This is a genomic window from Bacteroidota bacterium (genome assembly GCA_016194975.1).
GTDB lineage: Bacteria > Bacteroidota > Bacteroidia > Palsa-965 > Palsa-965.
Genome location: JACQAM010000022.1, coordinates 85783 through 104752 on the forward strand (window position 1 = coordinate 85783; position 18970 = coordinate 104752).

An 18970-nucleotide genomic window follows, 5' to 3' on the forward strand; every position below is an offset into this window, starting at 1 on the left:
GCCCTCATTTATCCTTACAACTGCAGCCGGAATCGGCCCACGGCTCTTTACGCGAAATTGTTTTTGAAATATTTTCTTCGCCCGCCTTTGCATAGTATCCGTCGCATTTCTCCAGCGCATTTTCCAGTTCTTTATTCTCGTGTTTCCCATAATGATAAACGGCGAATTCAATGTGATTGGTCTTCGACTCATGACGAATTAATTTCTGTTCTGTTTTCTTCAATTGAAATTCCGCATCGCTGAAAAGAATGATCTGCGTTCGCACCGACGGATCGTGCAAACTATCGGCGAGCGCGTATCCTGCAGAAAGCGCCTTATCAATATTCGTGGAGCCGCCCTCTTCAAATGAAGAAAGCAAAGTTCCGACGAGCGAAGTGTCATTGACATAAGAAGAACGCAGTAACACTTTTATTCCTGATCCGAAAGTGATGAGCGTGATTTTTGTATTCGTCCCGTTTTCCGCGATGTAATTTTTCAATTCTGTTTTCAGTTCATCCATATATTTTCCTTCGTACATGGAACGCGAAACATCAACAAGCATGATCACATTATCGGCCGGAACATTTTCTATTTTATGTGAAGCAGCCGAATCTTTTGTAAGCAGAAAATCGTCCATGTAATAGTAGGAACAGAAATCGAGCTCGAGCGAAAGATTGCGTTTTATGTAATAAGAAAGGGAACGGCTGTGAAGTTTGTGATGTGCATTGCACGATTGGCAGCAACCAAAACATCCGAGGGTGAGATATTGTTCTCCTCCACTTGCAATGTAATAGCCGCTTATTTTATTCCAGTTCGTATCACACAACATCGACAGGGTTGTCATCACGATCTGCGGTTTCCTGTCATCAGTTGTTCCCATTGGCGCATAAGCATCGGAAGAAAAAAGTGCGCCCACACTTCCGGCGTTGAATGAAGAGAGCACATCGACCTTCAGAAAAAATTCCAGGTAATATTTTTCTCCGGCTACCATCGGCTCTTTCAATTTTGTTTGCATAAAATCCATGTAATCGTCCACGTCATCATCATCAATAGAATGGCCATTGGTTTCCATTTTGGTGTAGAGCATCAGCCCCACTCTTCCTTTTCCCGAATGAGCCGCGCCTGCAACAAATCGATTGTATTCATCACCCACTATCGCATCGCCATTCCAGTAATCAGGACAACCCGTGGAAGGATGTGTCCACCCGGGAAGAAATTCCGAGGGCATATTTTTATCGTCGCAGAAATTATTCATGGGCAACGTAGTAAGATAATCTTCGAAGCCCGGATTGGAAATAAGATTATTCTGCGCCGGAAGAAAATGCGCGGAGGCGATGAGAAAAAAGATAAAAAGAAAAAAATTTCTGTTCACGCGCAGTTTTATGGTTGACTAAAAATAGTCATTCTCCAACCCGTAAAACCAAAATGGACAAGCCGGCATGGGCCGGAAAAAATTTCTGTATCTTTTTTACCGGCGCGTCATTAGGAAGACAGAATTCAAAACCGACTCGCCATGAAAAAGAACCTCCTCCTCCTGCTATTTGCCGCATTTGCATTATGCGGCGCGCTCAACGCACAAGCCGGTGCGCAAAAATGGAAACTCACTGATGATGCAGGCCAAGTTGCCTATGTCACCATATATCCATTCACCTACAGCGGAACTTTTAATGAAACAGATGATAGTCCGGGATGGTGGATAGGTTGCGAAGGCGGAGGCAGCATTCGCATTCCAATAAGCGGCACCATTGCAAAAAGCGATTATGGCGATTCATGGACGTTTACTATTTCATTGGGCGGATGCGGATGCACCGTGCAGGGACAAGCGGAAGGAAATTCCATAGGAAGTTTTCCTGATGCGAGTTTTGTAAGCGGAACTTACAGCATGAGTTCTTCGTGCGGCATGACCAACTCGCAGCACAACTGGATCGCAGAACCGATGTAAAAAAATAATTCACGAAATAATTCACAAACAAAAAGAAAGGAGCACAACATGACCTGGTTCATCATCGCCGCCGTTGTATTGCTGATCATCATCATTTCGGCAAACTCATCCGGCAAATCAAGAAAAGAAACGGATGATTTTTATCGCGCGATCGTGCGCGGAGAATTGAAATCGGTTTATGCGAACCGGCATCCCAGTCCGCTTCCGCAACCTTTCCAGAAAATTGCAGATAAATATAATCAGGAGAATATAAAATTGCTCGACGGGGACGATGAGATCACGGCGCAGAAGATCCGGAAGCTTCTTATTTCTGCCTGTACGAATGAAAACAGGAACCAGCCCGTGTTTAATAAATTGCTGGAAGAATTATCGCGACGCGGGAAAGAAGTGAAAGCAAAAGGCGGGCAGCAACTTGTTTCAGCAATTAAACAACGGGTCTCCTATCTCTGCGGCGACGACTATCTTCTTTATCTCTACTACATGGATCGCTTCGACGCTCCTCATGCGGAGAATGAAAACGGGGAATAATATATTGATCAGATGATGTGAAAGGAATCGTAGAACACAGCGAACGAGGGTTGCAAATCTTTCAGCTGATCTTTCGGACAGGTTTGAACTGTTATGTATGCATAACGTCCTTTGCGGTACACGAAAATCATCTGCACCATGGTCACACCGTTTTTATCAATGGTATATGCGCCACCGTAAATATCATCGGCGCCCACCGCAGCGGCATCGGCGCCGGTAATGCTCCGGCTTTCTTCCGACATGAAATTTTTGCTGAAACCCGCAGCAGGCATAAAACTTTCGAGGTATTCGAGATGTTGTTTTGCTGTTACGCCTTCGTCTAATTTTTTAAGGTTCACATCAAAGATGCCGGTGCCATCGGCATTCGATGACCGGAAGGCGGTTTCTCCTTTGTCGAATGATTGCTGATCCCAGCCTGCGGGAATATTGAGCGCGAATCCCGCAACAGAGTCGGCATAAGTTGTAGTTGTTGTTTGCGCCGTGAGAACGGAGAACGGAGAGAGGAGAATGGAAAAGATCAAAAATTTTTTCATGGCGATGAGGGTGTTTGAAAAACTAAAGTAGAAATATTCCGACAGCAGTCAAAAAAAGAGTTCAGTGACGTAAAAGAAAATACTGTGCCAAATTAGCGGAACAGAAATTTCGGAAGTTCGTATTAGCTTCGTTTTTCTTACTTTTGATTCCCTTTTTAATTAAAAGGTCCTGTGGCCGAGAGGCTAGGCTCAGCTCTGCAAAAGCTGCTACAGCAGTTCGAATCTGCTCGGGACCTCTTAAAAAAAGCCGCCAGTAAAAAAGCGGCAGTCGGCAGTCAGAAACGATTGCCGATTTTTTTTGTAAAATTTCTTATCGCATTTATCGAGAAACGATCCTGATACTCATTTCGCCTGCAACTGACTCAATTCCTGGTCGGCGGTATCGCGGATTTCTACCTCTGCAAAATGCAATTGTTCTTTGAGTGACTGGTAAATTTTTTCGTAGTCGCCATCACCATCGAAAACAGAAGCATGCACAGGAAATAAAACGGCCGGATCATCATAGGATTTGAAATCTTTCAGCTGATCCATGATTTGTTTGTAAGAAACCAAAAGCTGATCCAATTCTGATTTTGCAGCAATCATTTTATCGGATGTCATTGGAAAATCATTTTTTATTGCTTCAATATCTGCCGCCACTTCCTTCGATTCATTATCTACAAATTGCCGCAGTTTGTCTTTATAAATTGTCCCTCCTTGTTGTTCCACCCACATCATCGCATCCACCCACGATTGGTCGAGTAACTTATTACACTGATTTATTCTTTCAAAATCGGCAAAAGTTGTTTTTTCGAAATGTCCGAGCACTGCATTTTTTTCATTATTCGCCCGGGGAACACAGGAAAAAGCAAGGACGATAAATAGCAGTGTAAAATATTTTTTCATGTTTAATGTGTGATGAGGACTTTTAAAGGTACAATTTCACCGGAGGTGTCGAATGAAACGAAATAAATTCCGGCAGGAAAATTTTCTGTGCGAAGCAAAACCTCACGTGAATGAGCAGGAATAATTACCGAACCCATTTCCTGCCCGAGTTCATTGGTGAAAAAAAGTTTTCCGTTCATAGGCGTAAAACCTCCGAAACTTATTTTAAGATCATCGTGATTAATTGCCGCAGTCATCGACACGGGCTGCTGATCGAAAATGGAAACGTAAGGAGCATTGGCGCAGGAATCAATTCTTCCGACAACAGCATTGGTATAGCTGTAACATGAATTGCACATGATCCGTTTGAAAAAACAACTCGATCGCTGAACAATAAGTGAATCGGGATAACCGCAATGATTTCCACTTCCGTTGATGATGTTCAATTCAGAACAACCGCCGTTCCGCGTTATTGAATTGTGCATTGCCGACGATCCGTATATCGTGTAAAAAACATTTCCCCAGCAACCGAATATGTTTCCGGAATAGATGGGCACTACGCAATCGAATTCATCATGAAAACTTATCATCGGAATTTTCATCATCGAAAGCAATGAAGTGTCACCGGGAATGGCGCCGCAATTGTCAATGACGCCGCGTACAGAATATTTTCCTGCGAATTGATTACCGGAAGTGTCGAGCGCACCGAGAATATTTTCTGCATCGGGAGCAAACGCATTCGCGTCTTCCTGCGTCCACGCAGAGGCGCACACTGCCGCGATGGATCCCGCGCTCGGGCCACCGACAAAAAAATGATCGGGATCAACGCCCCAGTAAAATTTATTTTCACTCACGTAACGCATCGCAGCACGAACGTCCTGCGCGGCTTCATAAGTTGCATCTCTCAGTAAAGAAGAATCTGCTCCGCAGGAATCGGTAATGCTGTTGCCTGTTGTGTTCGGGCAATTCCACCCCATTCTATAATCGATAGTAGCGCAAACAAATCCGCGCCGCGCAAATTCTTCGCAATAATAAGTAAGCGTTTGCCGCGATCCGAGTAAAAATCCGCCGCCGTGTACCATGAGAATGAATGGGCGTGCGGTAAGCGAATCGTCAGTGAAGGAAGGATAAAAAATATCCATCTTCAGCGCTTCTGTATTGCCGGTAGAAAAATTTTTCGCGTAACCATAGATCATCCCGGTATCATAACGCAATTGTGATAAACTGAAATAAGGCGATTCTGAAAATCTTCCGTCAATGCAATACTCGTCCTGCTGCGAAAAAAGAGAAGCGGAGAAAAGTAGAAAATGAATAAAAAAAATGCAAATACGGGTTTTCACTTATGAAAATTACGAAATGTGCAGTCAACTTCAACCTTCGATCGTAACGGAAACATCATCTACCGCCGCATTCATCGGGGGATTTATTTTTTTCACGGTAACGGAAAATAATTTTACGGCCGGATATTTTTTCCGCAATGAATTAATTATTCGCTGTGCAGCGTGTTCAATGAGTTTAGAACGAACGGACATTTCTGTTTTTACACATTCATAAACTCCGCAATAGTCAACCGTATCTTCCAGCGCATCTGTTTTTGCCGCGCGCGCAAGATCCGTTTCAATTTTTACATCCACCAAATATTCTCCGCCGATTTTCGCTTCTTCAGGAAGACAACCGTGGTAGGCGTAGAGGCGAATTCCGTTTACGTGAATTGTTCCCAATGAAATTTTGAATTTTGAATTGTGAATAAAGAAGCAATTCAATCCCGAAGCCTCGGGACAAAACTCGGAATTTATAATTTGTTTAGTGCAGTATTCAATCTTCTGACCACTGTCTCTTTGCCAAGCAACGCCACCATCTCAAATAACACCGGCCCTCCTCCTGCTCCACTCACGCATACGCGGAAAAGCTGCATCACGCTTCCGGGATTTGTGGAAGTTGCTTCTGCGGTTTTTTTGAATACAGTTTCACAATCAACAGCACCCCACGCCGACATATTTGCAAAAGTTTCTTTCACCGCCGCAATGAATTTTTTAGAATCGTCGTTCCAGCGTTTTTTGATCACGCCCTCATCATACGCCACCGGATCTTCGAAAAAGAATTTCCCCTGATCGTAGATCTCATGGACGAAATTTATTTTCTCTTTCATCAGATGGCAAACCTCGACAAGAAATTTTGAATTTTGAATTTTCAATGTTGAATCTGCGGAAAGTAATTCAGCTAATTCTTCGTCACTGTGTTTGCGCAGATACGATTGATTGAACCACTTCGTTTTCTCCGCATCGAACTTCGCTCCCGATTTACTAACTCGTTCCAATGAAAAATCGTTGATCAATTCTTCTTTCGAAAATAATTCCTGGTTTCCACTGGGATGCCAGCCGAGCAACGCCAGCATATTGATGAACGCTTCGGGAAAATATCCTGCTTCGCGATAACCGGTGAACGATTCCATTTTACCTTCAGCATTTTTCAGTTCTCCGCTCAATGGAAAAACAGGAAATCCCAAACGATCGCCGTCGCGCTTCGATAATTTTCCATTTCCATCGGGGCGCAACAGCAAAGGCAAATGCGCGAATTGCGGCATTACATTTTCCCAGCCGAGATAACGATAAAGCAAAACATGCAGCGGCGCCGATGGCAACCATTCTTCTCCGCGAATGACGTGAGAAATTTTCATGAGGTAATCGTCCACCACATTTGCAAGATGATAAGTAGGCATGCCATCGCTCTTGAAAAGAACTTTATCATCGAGTTGTGAAGAATGCACCACCACCCAGCCGCGGATAAGATCATGCAAACGAATTTCTTCGGCGCGCGGAATTTTTATTCTCACCACATAATGTTCACCGGCGTCAATTCTTTTTTTCACTTCGTCTTCCGAAAGTGTCAATGAATTTTTTAATTCCTGCCGCGTGATCGCGTTGTAAGCAAATTCATGACTCATTTTTTTATAACGTTCGCGCTGCTCATCCAGTTCTTCCTTCGTATCGAATGCATAATAAGCATGGCCCGCATCAATGAGTTGCTTCGCGTACTGCGCATACACGCCCGCGCTCTTGCGCTCACTCTGGCGGTAAGGCGCGCACGATCCATCACCGAAACCAATTCCTTCATTCGGCTCAATGCCGCACCATTTCAATGCTTCAATAATATATTCTTCGGCGCCGGGAACGAATCTTTCTGTATCGGTATCTTCAATTCTCAGAATGAAATCGCCGTTATTTTTTTTTGCAAAAAGATAATTGTACAATGCCGTGCGCACACCACCCATGTGAAGAGGGCCCGTTGGACTCGGAGCAAAACGCACGCGAACTTTTTTATTTTCCATAATTGCAAAGATACATCTCTGTACTTGGATTCAAAGATTCAAACCGCTGCGCTATGCAAAGATTATTCAGCGGGAAATAAATTTCAATCTTTGAATCTTTGAATCATTGAATTTTTGAATCTTTACCAAATGCAACTCCTCTCTCCTACTCACTGGAAAGATTACGAACTCCTCGACAGCGGCGAATTTGAAAAGCTCGAACGGTTTGGAAAATATATTACCATTCGCCCCGAGCCGCAAGCTGTTTGGGATAAAACGCTTTCGAATTCAGAATGGGAAAGAACAGCGCACACGAAATTTGTTCCGCGGAGTTCTTCCGCCGGAGAATGGAAGATGCTGAAGAAAATGCCGGAGCGCTGGAATATTTCCTATGAATTTCCTGATCACAAAAAGATCACACTTCGTCTCGCACTGACATCTTTCAAACACGTTGGCGTTTTTCCCGAGCAAGCGGTGAACTGGGATTTTATTTATTCGGCTATAAAAAAAATGTGCGCAGACCCTCCCCCACCGGGGGACCGAGGAGGTGAGCTTGGGGCGCCCAAATTTTTAAATCTTTTCGCGTACACCGGGGGCGCATCACTCGCGGCGCGCGCAGCAGGCGCAGACGTAACGCATGTTGATTCTATAAAGCAAGTGGTGACGTGGGCGAATGATAACATGGCACTTTCGAATCTCGATAATATCCGCTGGCTGGTGGAAGACGCGTTGAAATTCGTGAAGAGAGAAATTCGCAGGGGAAATAAATATCACGGAATAATTTTAGATCCGCCGGCTTATGGCCATGGCCCCAATGGAGAAAAATGGAAGTTGGAAGAAAATATAAATGAGATGGTGAAGGGTGTGGTAGAATTGCTCGATGAGAAAGAACATTTTTTAATTCTCAACGCCTACTCGCTCGGATTTTCCGCAATGATCCTCGAGAATTTATTTTCAGGAAGAAAAGTAGAAACCGGAGAATTATTTTTGAAAGCTAAAAGCGGATCGGTTCTTCCATTGGGAGTTTTCGGAAGGATGGAGAAGATTTAGAGGAACAAATTATTTCCCTGTATTTTCTTCTTTGAGAATGTACACTCCATTAACCAACGAATAAGTTCCTTCTTTTTTGTCTGTATCACACAAATTAGAATCATTCTGCAAGTCAGCATTTTTAATTACGATCGAACCGTTCTTTGTAAATGAAATTTCGCATTTATAATAACAACTTGATTCGGGATTTGGCAGATCATTGATCATTACTTTTTGTAGCGAGTCATCAAGTGTCGTATCATTTAGTATTTTTTCCGCCGACATAGCAGCAGATTTATCGTAACTCCAGGAAGATTCAAAATACTTCACGTCGAAAATTTTCTGTTTCGAATCAGGATTCCATATTTGCATAAAAGAAAAACTGTAATTGCCCATTCTATTGTACATCACAAATGTTCTCCTGCAGTCAATAATAATTTCAGGATGCCCTATGCCATCCAGTTGTTTTGCTGAAATAATGCACGTGTCAGAATTATATTCATTTTCGTCCTTGTCAATAAATAAACTGTCGACTTTGCTTTTATGTTTGATGAGTAAATAATAGTTGAACGCCACTTTGACGGCTGTCATTTTCAAAGAATCATTGCGACCAATCAAAACAGAATTATCACGGTTTTGTCCGTAAGAAATTTGCCGAAGCAAACCAAGCAAAATAACTGTGACAAAAAACAGGCGCTTCAAAGCCAAAGTGAATTAAGGATAACACTAAAGTAGAAATATTCATTCCGCACTTCGCAAATCCGCACTTCGCCTTTTCGTCCCGAAGCTGTTCGCATTCGCAATTCGATCCCCCGCGAGTATGGAATAGGTGTGCAGGCTTCATCTTTTTTAACAAGCAACCCCTTCGAATCAGTAACTTTCATACAGGGATTGCGTTATTAATACACTAAATTTGTTGGAGGAGTAACATGGAAATAAAGGGAAGCAGCTACGAAGTATTAATCGCGAAACTCGACGAGTTCATCCGCAAGTATTACAAAAATCAGTTGATACGCGGGTTGCTTTATGCGGGCGGAATTCTGTTGAGCGGGTTTCTCATTCTTGCAGTGCTGGAATATTTCGCCCATTTTGAGTCGCCGGTACGCCTTACCATTTTCTGGGGATTTCTTTCTGCAGCGGCCTATGTACTCACCCGGTTTGTTGCCATTCCATCATTCAAATTAAACCGCATCGGAAAAATTATTTCGCACGACGAAGCAGCATCTATTATCGGAAAACATTTTTCGAATGTGCAGGACAAGTTGCTCAATGTGCTTCAACTCCGGCGGAACGTTTCGACAGACGGAGCGAGTCCCGCGCTCATACATGCGAGCATCGATCAGAAAATAAAAGAGCTGAAACCGGTTCCTTTCGCAGCGGCTATTGATCTTAAAGAAAACAGGAAACACGCAAAATTCATTCTCATTCCTTTCTTCATCATTCTCGTTATTCTTTTTACCAATGCAGGAATGCTGGTTGAAAGTACGCGCCGGCTCGTGCACCCGGGCGAGGCGTATGAGACCATGGCTCCGTTTCGTTTCATCGTGAATGGAAATCAGCAGATGAAAGCTGTGGAGAATGAAGATTTCAAAGTGAATGTGAAACTTACGGGGCAGGAAATTCCGGAAACAGTTTATTTGCTTGTCGATGGAAATGAATATAAACTCGAAAGAGAAAGCACGATCAATTTCAATTATATTTTCAGGAATATTCAGAAAGCAAAAACATTCCGCCTCTCGGCCGATGGATTTACTTCTAAGGAATACACGGTTGATGTTTTGCCGAATCCAATTGTCCTCAATTTTGATGTGTCGCTTCATTATCCGAAATACATTGGCAAAAAAGATGAAGTGATCCGCAACACCGGCGATCTTGTTGTTCCGTGTGGAACCACGATCACCTGGAATTTCAATACACGCGCTACCAAAAAGTTCACGTTCAACATTGGCGATACTTCGTATGCGTTGCATTCAACGACAGAAAATATTTTTTCTTTCTCGAAGCGTTTACTCGAGAGCCGCAATTATTCTCTGCACCCTGCCAATGAATTCATGAGCAGCAAAGATTCCATCCGTTACAGCATCAATGTCATCCCCGATCTTTTCCCGATGATCAGCGTCGATGAGAAAAAAGATTCCGCCTCGTCACTCAAACTTTATTTCAACGGGGAAGTGAAAGATGATTACGGATTCTCGCGTCTTGTTTTCCAGTATCACGCGCTCAACAAAAAAGATTCAACGGGGAAAATTCTCGATGAGAAAACACAAACGGTGAATCTGCCGGTGAACATTTCCCAGCAGCGCGACCAGTTCTATTATTTCTGGGATCTCGGAAAACTCGGCATCAGTGCCGGCGATGAGATAGAATATTATTTTGAAATATGGGATAACGATGGAGTGCACGGAGCAAAATCAACGCGCACGCAGCGAATGATCTTTCACGCCCCCACCAAAAAAGATCTCGAAGAGCAGAACGATAAAAATAATCAGCAGACCTCCGATCAGCTTGAGCAGAGTTTGCAGGATGCACAGGCGTTGCAAAAAGACATAGACAACATGTATAAGAAACTCATGGAGAAGAAAAATCTTTCATGGGAAGACAAAAAGCAAATCGAAGATCTGAAAAACCGCCAGCAGGATCTGCAGCAGAAAATAGATGCACTCAAGCAGAAAAATGCAGAGAACACAAATCAGCAGCAGGAATTTCAGCCGAATGATCCCAATGCCGCAGCAGAACAACAGCAGATCCAGGATCTCTTCGATCAGCTTTCCACTGAAGACATGAAAAAGATGGTGGATCAATTGCAGCAGTTGTTGCAGAATTCCGATAAAGACAAAACGCAACAGGCGCTCGATAAGATGAAACAGGAAAACAAGGATGCGCAGAAAGATCTTGATCGAACATTGAATCTTTTTAAAGACATGATGGTGCAGCAGAAATTAGACGATGCAATAAAAGAGTTGAATCAGATGCAGCAACAACAGGACTCGCTTGCAAAAAAATCGGATCAGAATAATCTGAATAAACAAGACAAGGAGGATTTGAAAAAAGCACAGGACTCGCTCAATAAACAATTCAGTGATTTCCGCCAGAAAATGGATCAGATCGAACAGATGAATAATGAACTGGAAGTTCCTCACAACATTCCCAATACTGATCTCCAGGAAATGCAGATTCAGCAGCAGCAACGGGAAGGCACGCAGAATCTGAATGAAGGTTCTCCGAAAAAAGCATCGCCAAGTCAGAAAAGTGCGGCGCAGAAAATGGAAGAACTTTCACAGCAACTTGCAGAGGCACAAAAAGAGATGAATGCAGAAGAGCAGTCGGAAGACATGCAGGCCATTCGCCAATTACTTTCCAATTTGTTGCAGCTTTCGTTCGACCAGGAAGCGCTCATGAACCAGGTGAAGAATACCAATGTGAATGATCCGCAGTATCCCGATCTTGCACGTCAGCAGAAAAAACTGAAAGACGATTCGAAAATGATCGAGGATTCACTTCTTGCGCTCAGCAAACGCAATCCACTCATTTCTCCAATGGTAAATCGCTCCATAACGGATATCAATATGAATATGGAACGTTCGCAGAATGCACTCAGCGATCGAAATGTGGGCGAAGCGCAGGCACGCGAACAACTCACTATGAAATCCATCAATGATCTTGCATTGATGCTGAATCAATCGCTCGAGAGTATGATGGCGCAGCAGAATCAGCAGAATAAATCGCAGTGTAGCGGAGGAAAATGCAACAAGCCGGGCAATGGAAAGAAAAATAAACCGGGCATGTCGAGTTTGAGACAAATGCAACAGCAGGTGAATGACCAGATGATCAAACTGCAGGGACAGGGAAACGCAAGTGCAGAAGAACTGGCTAAACTTGCGGCGCAGCAGGAATACATTCGCCGCATGCTGGAAGAAGCAGCAAAAGATAATCCTAAAGAAGAAGGCGGACCCAAACCGGGCGGACAAACTCAAAAGGACATGGAAGAATCCGAATCGGATCTCGTGAATAAGCAGATCACCGCAGAAACCATTAAACGCCAGCAACAGATTCTCGACAAGATGCTGGAGTATGAAAAAGCCGAAAAAGAGCGTGAAATGGATAATGAAAGGCAATCAAATGAAGCAAAAAATGAGCAGGAGAGTAACCCTAATGGATTTTCTGAGTATAACAGGCAGAAACAGAAAGAAGCAGAGCTTTTGAGGACCGTTCCCCCGGCGCTTTCTCCTTTCTATAAGAACAAAGTGAACGTCTACTTTAATGGCGTAGAGCAAAAATGACCCATGCAGAAGAAATGATCAGGGAGCAAAAAATATCGTTCCCGTCTGTTGCCGACAACATTGGACTTGTAGAGAAACTCGTAAACGAGATTTGTGTTTCCCACCATGTGCCCGAAGACCACTACGGAAATATTCTCGTCGCAGTTACCGAAGCAGTGAACAATGCCATTCAACACGGAAATAAACTCGACCCCGGAAAAAAGGTTGACTTGAGTTTTTCTGCCGATGAGCGGCGTCTTTCTTTCCAGGTTTCTGACCAGGGAGAAGGATTTAATTTCACGAGCCTGCCCGATCCTACCAATCCGGAAAATCTTGAAAAACCAAATGGCCGCGGCGTGTTCCTCATGAAACATCTTGCCGATAAAGTGGAATTCTCCAATGAAGGAAGAACAGTGCTGTTGAATTTCAATATTTCCGGAAACTAATAGCGGCTTCTTTTTACTTTGACCGCAAAACCCTCCATTTCTAAAAAACGAATAAATGATGTGGCGAAAAAGAATATTGTTTTCCCCCGGTTTAATTTTTATTCCCGCCATCAGAAATTCTTACTGCGAAAAAAGAATCTTATTGGCGCGTGGTTAATCACGGTTGCTGCATGTCACAAAAGGAAGATTAGTCAGCTTGATTATATTTTTGTTTCAGATTCAGAATTGTTGCTGATGAATAAAAATTTTCTGGGGCACAATTATTTTACAGACGTGATCACGTTTGATTATTCCACTGGATCTGGAATGAAAAATTTGGTAAGCGGAGAAATATATATCAGCGTTGATCGTGTGAAGGAAAATGCTTCGAAATATAAAATTGAATTCCACGAGGAACTTCACCGCGTTATGGCACATGGATTGCTGCATTTGTGCGGACTTCGCGACAAGTCATTGACCCAGGTTTTGTCAATGAGAAACGCCGAAGAAAAAGCGTTAGTTTTACGCAAGTTCTAAATTGTCTCAACATGAAAAAAGTAATTACACTATTTTCCTGCTTAGCTGTTTCGTTTGCATTTGCGCAAACAAAGACCACTAGCACTACCACAACGACCACAACCGCATCAAGCACAGGTGCTCTTTCTGAAAAGGCAAAACAACTTTGTAAAACATGGACGTTATCCAAGACCGAGAATTTCGGCGATCAACACGACCCAACTGCAGAGCAAAAAGGAGATAAACTCAGCATAATGGATAATGGGCAATATCAATTTGTGTATAACGGAACTTCAGAAAGCGGAACGTGGACGCTGGACAAATCTAATGTTTGGCTTACACTCACCTCTTCTACCGGGACCGTAAAAAAACTGAAGATCCTCGAGCAAACGGAAACATCTCTAAAAGTGGATTACCGTGATGAGATCGACATTCACAATTTTCTTTATTATTCGGCAGGTTCTTCCTCAAAAAAACAGTAATTCCGAAATTTTCCACTACAAACATTTCTTAGAATAGACTGGTATTTTTCTTAAGCGTAACTTTGTGCGCAATGCTTAAGGAATATGATGTTATTGTTGTTGGCGCTGGCCATGCGGGCTGTGAAGCTGCTGCTGCTGCTGCCAATCTTGGATCCAGCGTTCTTCTGATAACGATGAATATGCAGACCATTGCACAAATGAGCTGCAATCCTGCAATGGGAGGAATTGGGAAAGGACAAATAATTCGGGAGATCGATGCATTAGGAGGATATTCCGGAATTGTTTCCGACAAGACCGCCATTCAATTCAGAATGCTTAATAAATCGAAAGGCGCGGCCATGTGGAGTCCGCGCGTTCAGAGCGACAGAATGCGTTTCGCGGAAGAATGGCGTTTGATGCTGGAGGCCACCCCCAATCTAGATTTCTGGCAGGACATAGTTTCTGCGCTTATAATAAAAAATGGTGCAGTGGAAGGCGTTGTTACCGGAATGGGAATTGAAATAAAATCCAGGGCTGTAATTCTTACTAATGGAACATTTTTAAATGGAATTATTCATATTGGAGAAAAACAATTTGGCGGGGGCCGTAGCGGAGAAAAATCTTCATTAGGAATAACCGAGCAGATGAATCAATTAGGGTTCAAAAGCGGGAGAATGAAAACAGGAACCCCACCGAGGGTAGACGGACGATCGCTCGATTATACGGTTATGGAGGAACAAAAGGGCGATGTGGCACCGGCTAAGTTTTCTTTCTCCGATGAAACAAAACCGTTAGATGAGCAGCGGTCTTGTCACATTACTTATACAAATCAAGAAGTGCACGATATCCTGCAAACAGGTTTTGAAAAGTCGCCAATGTATTCCGGGAGAATTCAAGGAATAGGTCCTCGCTATTGTCCATCCATTGAAGATAAGATTACCAGATTTGCGGATAAGGACAGACATCAAATTTTCGTGGAGCCAGAAGGCTGGAGGACTATTGAAATTTATGTGAATGGATTTTCCACTTCGCTTCCAGAAGAAGTACAAATAAAAGCTTTAAAAAGAATAAAGGGCTTTCAACACGCTAAACTCTTCCGTCCTGGTTATGCAATAGAGTATGATTATTTTCCACCTGTTCAGCTCTACCAAACTTTGCAGACTAAATTGGTTAAAAGACTCTTTTTCGCTGGGCAAATTAATGGAACTACTGGATATGAGGAGGCGGCATGTCAGGGATTAATGGCCGGAATAAATGCCCACCTGTTGGTTCACACCTCCGAAGAATTCATTCTCAAAAGATCTGAAGCTTATATCGGAGTTTTGATTGATGACCTTGTTACAAAAGGTACAGACGAACCGTACAGAATGTTCACTTCAAGAGCTGAGTATAGAATTTTACTTAGACAAGATAATGCTGATGTAAGGCTGACACCAAAGGGTTATCATATAGGATTAGTTTCTCGAAAAAGGATGAATGCACTAAATGGGAAGATTTCTGAGGCCAATAGTATTATCGAACATTTTAAAAGCCAAAGCGTTTTGCCCAATGAAATTAACGCATTCCTGGAAGGAAAAAACTCAGTACCAATTAAATCTAATCAGAAATTATTCAATGTGCTTTCTAGGCCGGGAATCGATATCAATTCGATGATCGGGAGCATTCCTGATCTTAAGGAAAAATTTACCACGTATTTACCCGAACATATTACGTACGCTGAGATATTAATGAAATATGAAGGATACATCAAGAGAGAAAATGAACTTGCATTAAAATTATCGAGATTAGACAGCCTGATAATTGATTCTTCGTTCGATTACGAACCGATGACCTCACTATCATATGAAGCGAGAGAAAAATTATCAAAATTAAAACCCACTACCATCGGACAGGCCGCGAGAATCAGCGGAATTAGCCCTGCGGACATTTCCATACTTCTGGTTTACTTAGGCCGTTGAGAACCATTTGCAACTATTGATTTCTTATCAATGCAATGTGTGAATTTTGAAGAGCTAATTCCTCAATGATTATTCTTGCATTTAGCCGAAAACGAAATACCATTCCGATAAGTTTATTTGAGTTTCACGTGAAACAGAGCCATGTCCGCTTCGGAATAAATGGCATTGATAATTTACATAATATTTCTATAAATAATTGATTAAAAATTAGTTATATATATTCTAAAAATTAATAATATACTAAAAACTTAATAATTATTGTTCCACGTGGAACAATAATTATTACCATAATAAATTGTGGATAAAAATAATAAATAAATTATCATAAATATACTGTTATACAGTATGTTTATGTACTTTTAAAAATCTTTATGAATAAAATATCAAGCTGTCCAATTTGTCATGAAAAAAAGTCCGACAGAGTATTTGTCTGTATGGACTTCACTGTATCAAAAGAAGAATTCGATATCAGGAGATGTTTGTCATGTGGATTCACATTTACTGATCCCAGGCCCGACAATAAGGATCTTGGAAAATATTATGAATCCGAAGAATACATTTCTCATTCCAATAAGAAGAAGGGATTTATTAGCGCAGTCTACCAGCGAGTGAGGAGGATAACTCTGAACAGAAAGCTGGATTTGATAAATAAAATTCGAGCTAAAAGTAAACTTCTTGACATCGGCTGTGGGACAGGTGAATTTTTGAATAAATGCAAGGTAGATGGATGGAATGTTGTGGGTGTTGAACCAAGTTCTCTCGCAAGGAAACAATGCGTAGAAAATTTTCATCTTGATGTCAAACAAGAAGAAGAATTAAAAAGCTTGCCAAAAAACTCTTTCGACGTTGTTACAATGTGGCACGTTCTTGAACATGTGCCGGGATTGAACGAGAGAATTCAGGAAATAAAAGGAATCCTGAAAGATAATGGTGTGCTTATTATCGCGGTTCCCAACAGAAATTCGTTTGACGCCGATTACTACAAGGAATTCTGGGCGGCTTATGATGTTCCCCGCCACCTTTGGCATTTCAATGCGAATGATATGAGAAAATTAATGGAAAAGAATGAAATGAAAATAGAGCAGATTCTTCCTATGAAATTTGACAGCTATTATGTTTCACTGCTTAGCGAAAAAAATAAAACAGGTAAGATGAATTTATTAAGGGCGTTTATCAACGGGTGGAAATCAAACCGAAAAGCCGGCAAGGAACGCTATTCAAGTTTAATTTATATCATCCGCAATCAATAATTATGAAAGGATTCTATTCCATTATTCTCCTTGTTATTTCAAATTCATTTATGACTTTGGCCTGGTACGGCCATTTGAAATTCAAAGATTGGAATTGGTTTATGAAATCGGGATTAATCGGATTTATTCTGATCAGTTGGGGAATTGCGTTTTTTGAATATTGTTTTCAGGTTCCGGCGAATCGTATAGGTTTTAAAGATTTTGGTGGACCTTTTTCGATGCTGCAGTTAAAAGTGATCCAGGAGGTGGTTTCTCTTTTGGTTTTCTCATTCTTTGCCGTGGTTGTGCTTAAGCAAGGAGGACTTCAATGGAATCACCTCCTCGGATTTTTTTTCCTGGTACTGGCTGTATTTTTTGTGTTTATAAAGACGTAATAAATTTTCACCGCTATTTTTTTTCGGCAATAATAATCGATGATTTTTGTTCTAATCTTTCCCCGATCTTAAATGGAGCTATCCTATATTCTGAATCATTTGGGCGAAGACCGCGAAAATTATTACAACGCGGTAACTCCTCCATTGATGCTGAGCTCTAATTTTTCATTTCGGAATACTTCGGAGATGAGAGAAAAACTGAAAACAGAACTTTCTACTCCATTTTACACACGAGGATACAATCCTACTGTCGGCATCCTGAGAAAAAAACTATCCGCATTGGAAGGCGCCGAAGATGCCCTTGTTTTTGCAAGCGGAAGTGCTGCAATAGCTGCCGCTGTAATGTCGGTCGTAAAATCAGGCGATCATGTAGTGTGCGTAGCAAAACCCTATTCGTGGACCGGAAATCTATTATCAAAATATTTAAACAACTTCGGGATCACTGTTTCCTTCGTGGAAGGACATGATCCCGGAAATTTCCGTAAAGAAATTATTCCGGCTACAAAACTTATTTATCTCGAAAGTCCGAATTCACTGACCTTTCAGTTGCAGGATATTGAAGCAGTAAGCAACATTGCAAAAGAAAAAAATATTACCACCATTCTCGACAACACTTACAATTCCCCGCTCAATCAGCAACCAATGAAAATGGGAATTGATATTGTAGTTCATTCAGCCACAAAATATCTCAACGGCCATAGTGATGTTGTTGCCGGCGTTGTTGTGTCTGATAAAAAACGCATTGCGAAAATGATGGCGGAAGAATATATGACGCTCGGCGGAATAATAAGCGCACACGATGCGTGGATGATGATCCGCGGATTACGCACGCTCGAGCTCCGCGTGAATCGCTCGTCATCGTCGGCACAATTGATCGCGGAATGGATGGAGAAACACCCGAAAATTGAAAAAATATATTATCCTTTTCTCAAAAGCAATCCTGATTTTTCATTGGCAAAAAAACAAATGAAGCAGGGCGGAGGATTAATGTCTGTTCTTTTAAAAACAAAGGAAGTTGCCGGCGTAGAAAGATTCTGCGATGAATTGAAATATTTTCTGCTCGCTACTTCCTGGGGCGGACACGAATCACTTTGCTTCCCGATGTGCGCACTTGGAAATGCTGAAAGTTTTAAAAATAAATCTTCATTGCCATGGAATCTTGTCCGACTTTACATCGGCCTGGAAGATCCGGAAGTACTCAGAAAAGATCTTGAGTCGGCCCTCGGCAAAGTCTGAACAAACTGAAAAAATAATTTCTTAATTACCATGTTGAATTCGTGAATAAAAAATGCCCCTCATTTTACCAATGAAGGGCATTTTTTCTGGTGACTCCGGAGGGATTCGAACCCCCAACCAACAGGACCGGAACCTGTCATTCTATCCAGTTGAACTACGGAGCCAAATTTTTTTTACTTGCTTGTCAATCTAAAGTTTTTATCATTCTATCCATCCCGATAGCCATCGGGAGAACTACGGAGCCAAATTTTTTTTACTTGCTTGTCAATCTAAAGTTTTTATCATTCTATCCATCCCGATAGCTATCGG

The 18970-nt window shown here is 42.0% G+C and carries 18 protein-coding genes and 2 tRNA genes; 12 read left to right on the top strand and 8 right to left on the bottom strand.

Annotated features, from left to right (window positions below):
* Positions 1 to 4: 4 nt before the first annotated feature.
* Positions 5 to 1351 carry a VWA domain-containing protein gene (locus HY064_13605; GenBank protein MBI3511692.1) on the bottom strand — a complete coding sequence of 449 codons (1347 nt, stop codon included), beginning with the start codon at positions 1349 to 1351 and terminating at the stop codon, positions 5 to 7.
* 141 nt (positions 1352 to 1492) lie between these two features.
* Between HY064_13605 and HY064_13610 the strand changes: the two genes are divergently transcribed.
* Positions 1493 to 1921, top strand: coding sequence for a hypothetical protein (locus HY064_13610; GenBank protein MBI3511693.1), 429 nt, complete (start codon positions 1493 to 1495; stop codon positions 1919 to 1921).
* A 48-nt stretch (positions 1922 to 1969) separates the two neighbouring features.
* Positions 1970 to 2449, top strand: coding sequence for a hypothetical protein (locus HY064_13615; protein ID MBI3511694.1), 480 nt, complete (start codon positions 1970 to 1972; stop codon positions 2447 to 2449).
* An 8-nt stretch (positions 2450 to 2457) separates the two neighbouring features.
* On the opposite strand, the gene HY064_13620 is transcribed toward HY064_13615, so the two are convergent.
* Positions 2458 to 2982 carry a hypothetical protein gene (locus tag HY064_13620; protein ID MBI3511695.1) on the bottom strand — a complete coding sequence of 175 codons (525 nt, stop codon included), beginning with the start codon at positions 2980 to 2982 and terminating at the stop codon, positions 2458 to 2460.
* Between the two features lie 165 nt (positions 2983 to 3147).
* On the opposite strand from HY064_13620, the gene HY064_13625 reads away from it, so the two are divergent.
* Positions 3148 to 3218: transfer RNA gene (locus tag HY064_13625), tRNA-Cys, on the top strand.
* Positions 3219 to 3324: 106 nt separating this feature from the next.
* Here HY064_13625 and HY064_13630 read toward each other — a convergent pair.
* From HY064_13630 to HY064_13645, 4 genes are all read right to left on the bottom strand, one after another.
* Positions 3325 to 3867, bottom strand: a complete 543-nt coding sequence (locus HY064_13630) for a hypothetical protein (GenBank protein MBI3511696.1) — start codon at positions 3865 to 3867, stop codon at positions 3325 to 3327.
* Between the two features lie 2 nt (positions 3868 to 3869).
* Complete coding sequence (locus HY064_13635; GenBank protein ID MBI3511697.1) at positions 3870 to 5186, bottom strand: carboxylesterase family protein; 1317 nt, start codon at positions 5184 to 5186, stop codon at positions 3870 to 3872.
* Between the two features lie 30 nt (positions 5187 to 5216).
* A complete protein-coding gene (gene folB, locus HY064_13640; protein ID MBI3511698.1) occupies positions 5217 to 5567 on the bottom strand; it encodes a dihydroneopterin aldolase in 351 nt (116 codons plus the stop codon).
* 71 nt (positions 5568 to 5638) lie between these two features.
* Positions 5639 to 7174: a glutamate--tRNA ligase gene (locus tag HY064_13645; GenBank protein MBI3511699.1), complete on the bottom strand. Its 1536-nt coding sequence runs from the start codon at positions 7172 to 7174 to the stop codon at positions 5639 to 5641.
* A gap of 129 nt (positions 7175 to 7303) precedes the next feature.
* Between HY064_13645 and HY064_13650 the strand changes: the two genes are divergently transcribed.
* A complete protein-coding gene (locus HY064_13650) occupies positions 7304 to 8203 on the top strand; it encodes a class I SAM-dependent methyltransferase (protein ID MBI3511700.1) in 900 nt (299 codons plus the stop codon).
* 9 nt (positions 8204 to 8212) lie between these two features.
* On the opposite strand, the gene HY064_13655 is transcribed toward HY064_13650, so the two are convergent.
* Positions 8213 to 8773 carry a hypothetical protein gene (locus tag HY064_13655; protein ID MBI3511701.1) on the bottom strand — a complete coding sequence of 187 codons (561 nt, stop codon included), beginning with the start codon at positions 8771 to 8773 and terminating at the stop codon, positions 8213 to 8215.
* A 338-nt stretch (positions 8774 to 9111) separates the two neighbouring features.
* Between HY064_13655 and HY064_13660 the strand changes: the two genes are divergently transcribed.
* The 8 genes from HY064_13660 to HY064_13695 all read left to right on the top strand — a co-directional run bounded on the left by HY064_13660 (position 9112) and on the right by HY064_13695 (position 18661).
* Positions 9112 to 12462, top strand: a complete 3351-nt coding sequence (locus HY064_13660) for a hypothetical protein (GenBank protein MBI3511702.1) — start codon at positions 9112 to 9114, stop codon at positions 12460 to 12462.
* Between the two features lie 17 nt (positions 12463 to 12479).
* The gene (locus HY064_13665) at positions 12480 to 12887 is read left to right on the top strand and encodes an ATP-binding protein (protein MBI3511703.1); all 408 of its coding nucleotides are present in this window, start codon (positions 12480 to 12482) and stop codon (positions 12885 to 12887) included.
* A 123-nt stretch (positions 12888 to 13010) separates the two neighbouring features.
* On the top strand, positions 13011 to 13403 hold the full coding sequence (gene ybeY / locus HY064_13670) for an rRNA maturation RNase YbeY (protein MBI3511704.1): 393 nt from the start codon (positions 13011 to 13013) through the stop codon (positions 13401 to 13403).
* Positions 13404 to 13414: 11 nt separating this feature from the next.
* Positions 13415 to 13864 carry a hypothetical protein gene (locus tag HY064_13675; protein MBI3511705.1) on the top strand — a complete coding sequence of 150 codons (450 nt, stop codon included), beginning with the start codon at positions 13415 to 13417 and terminating at the stop codon, positions 13862 to 13864.
* A gap of 71 nt (positions 13865 to 13935) precedes the next feature.
* Positions 13936 to 15801: a tRNA uridine-5-carboxymethylaminomethyl(34) synthesis enzyme MnmG gene (gene mnmG, locus HY064_13680; protein MBI3511706.1), complete on the top strand. Its 1866-nt coding sequence runs from the start codon at positions 13936 to 13938 to the stop codon at positions 15799 to 15801.
* A gap of 371 nt (positions 15802 to 16172) precedes the next feature.
* Positions 16173 to 17051, top strand: coding sequence for a class I SAM-dependent methyltransferase (locus tag HY064_13685; GenBank protein MBI3511707.1), 879 nt, complete (start codon positions 16173 to 16175; stop codon positions 17049 to 17051).
* Positions 17052 to 17053: 2 nt separating this feature from the next.
* Complete coding sequence (locus HY064_13690; protein MBI3511708.1) at positions 17054 to 17425, top strand: DMT family protein; 372 nt, start codon at positions 17054 to 17056, stop codon at positions 17423 to 17425.
* Positions 17426 to 17497: 72 nt separating this feature from the next.
* Entirely contained in the window at positions 17498 to 18661 is a 1164-nt protein-coding gene (locus tag HY064_13695) for an aminotransferase class I/II-fold pyridoxal phosphate-dependent enzyme (protein ID MBI3511709.1), read from the top strand.
* An 87-nt stretch (positions 18662 to 18748) separates the two neighbouring features.
* Here the strand turns inward: HY064_13695 and HY064_13700 are convergent.
* Positions 18749 to 18825: transfer RNA gene (locus tag HY064_13700), tRNA-Arg, on the bottom strand.
* Between the last annotated feature and the right edge of the window lie 145 nt (positions 18826 to 18970).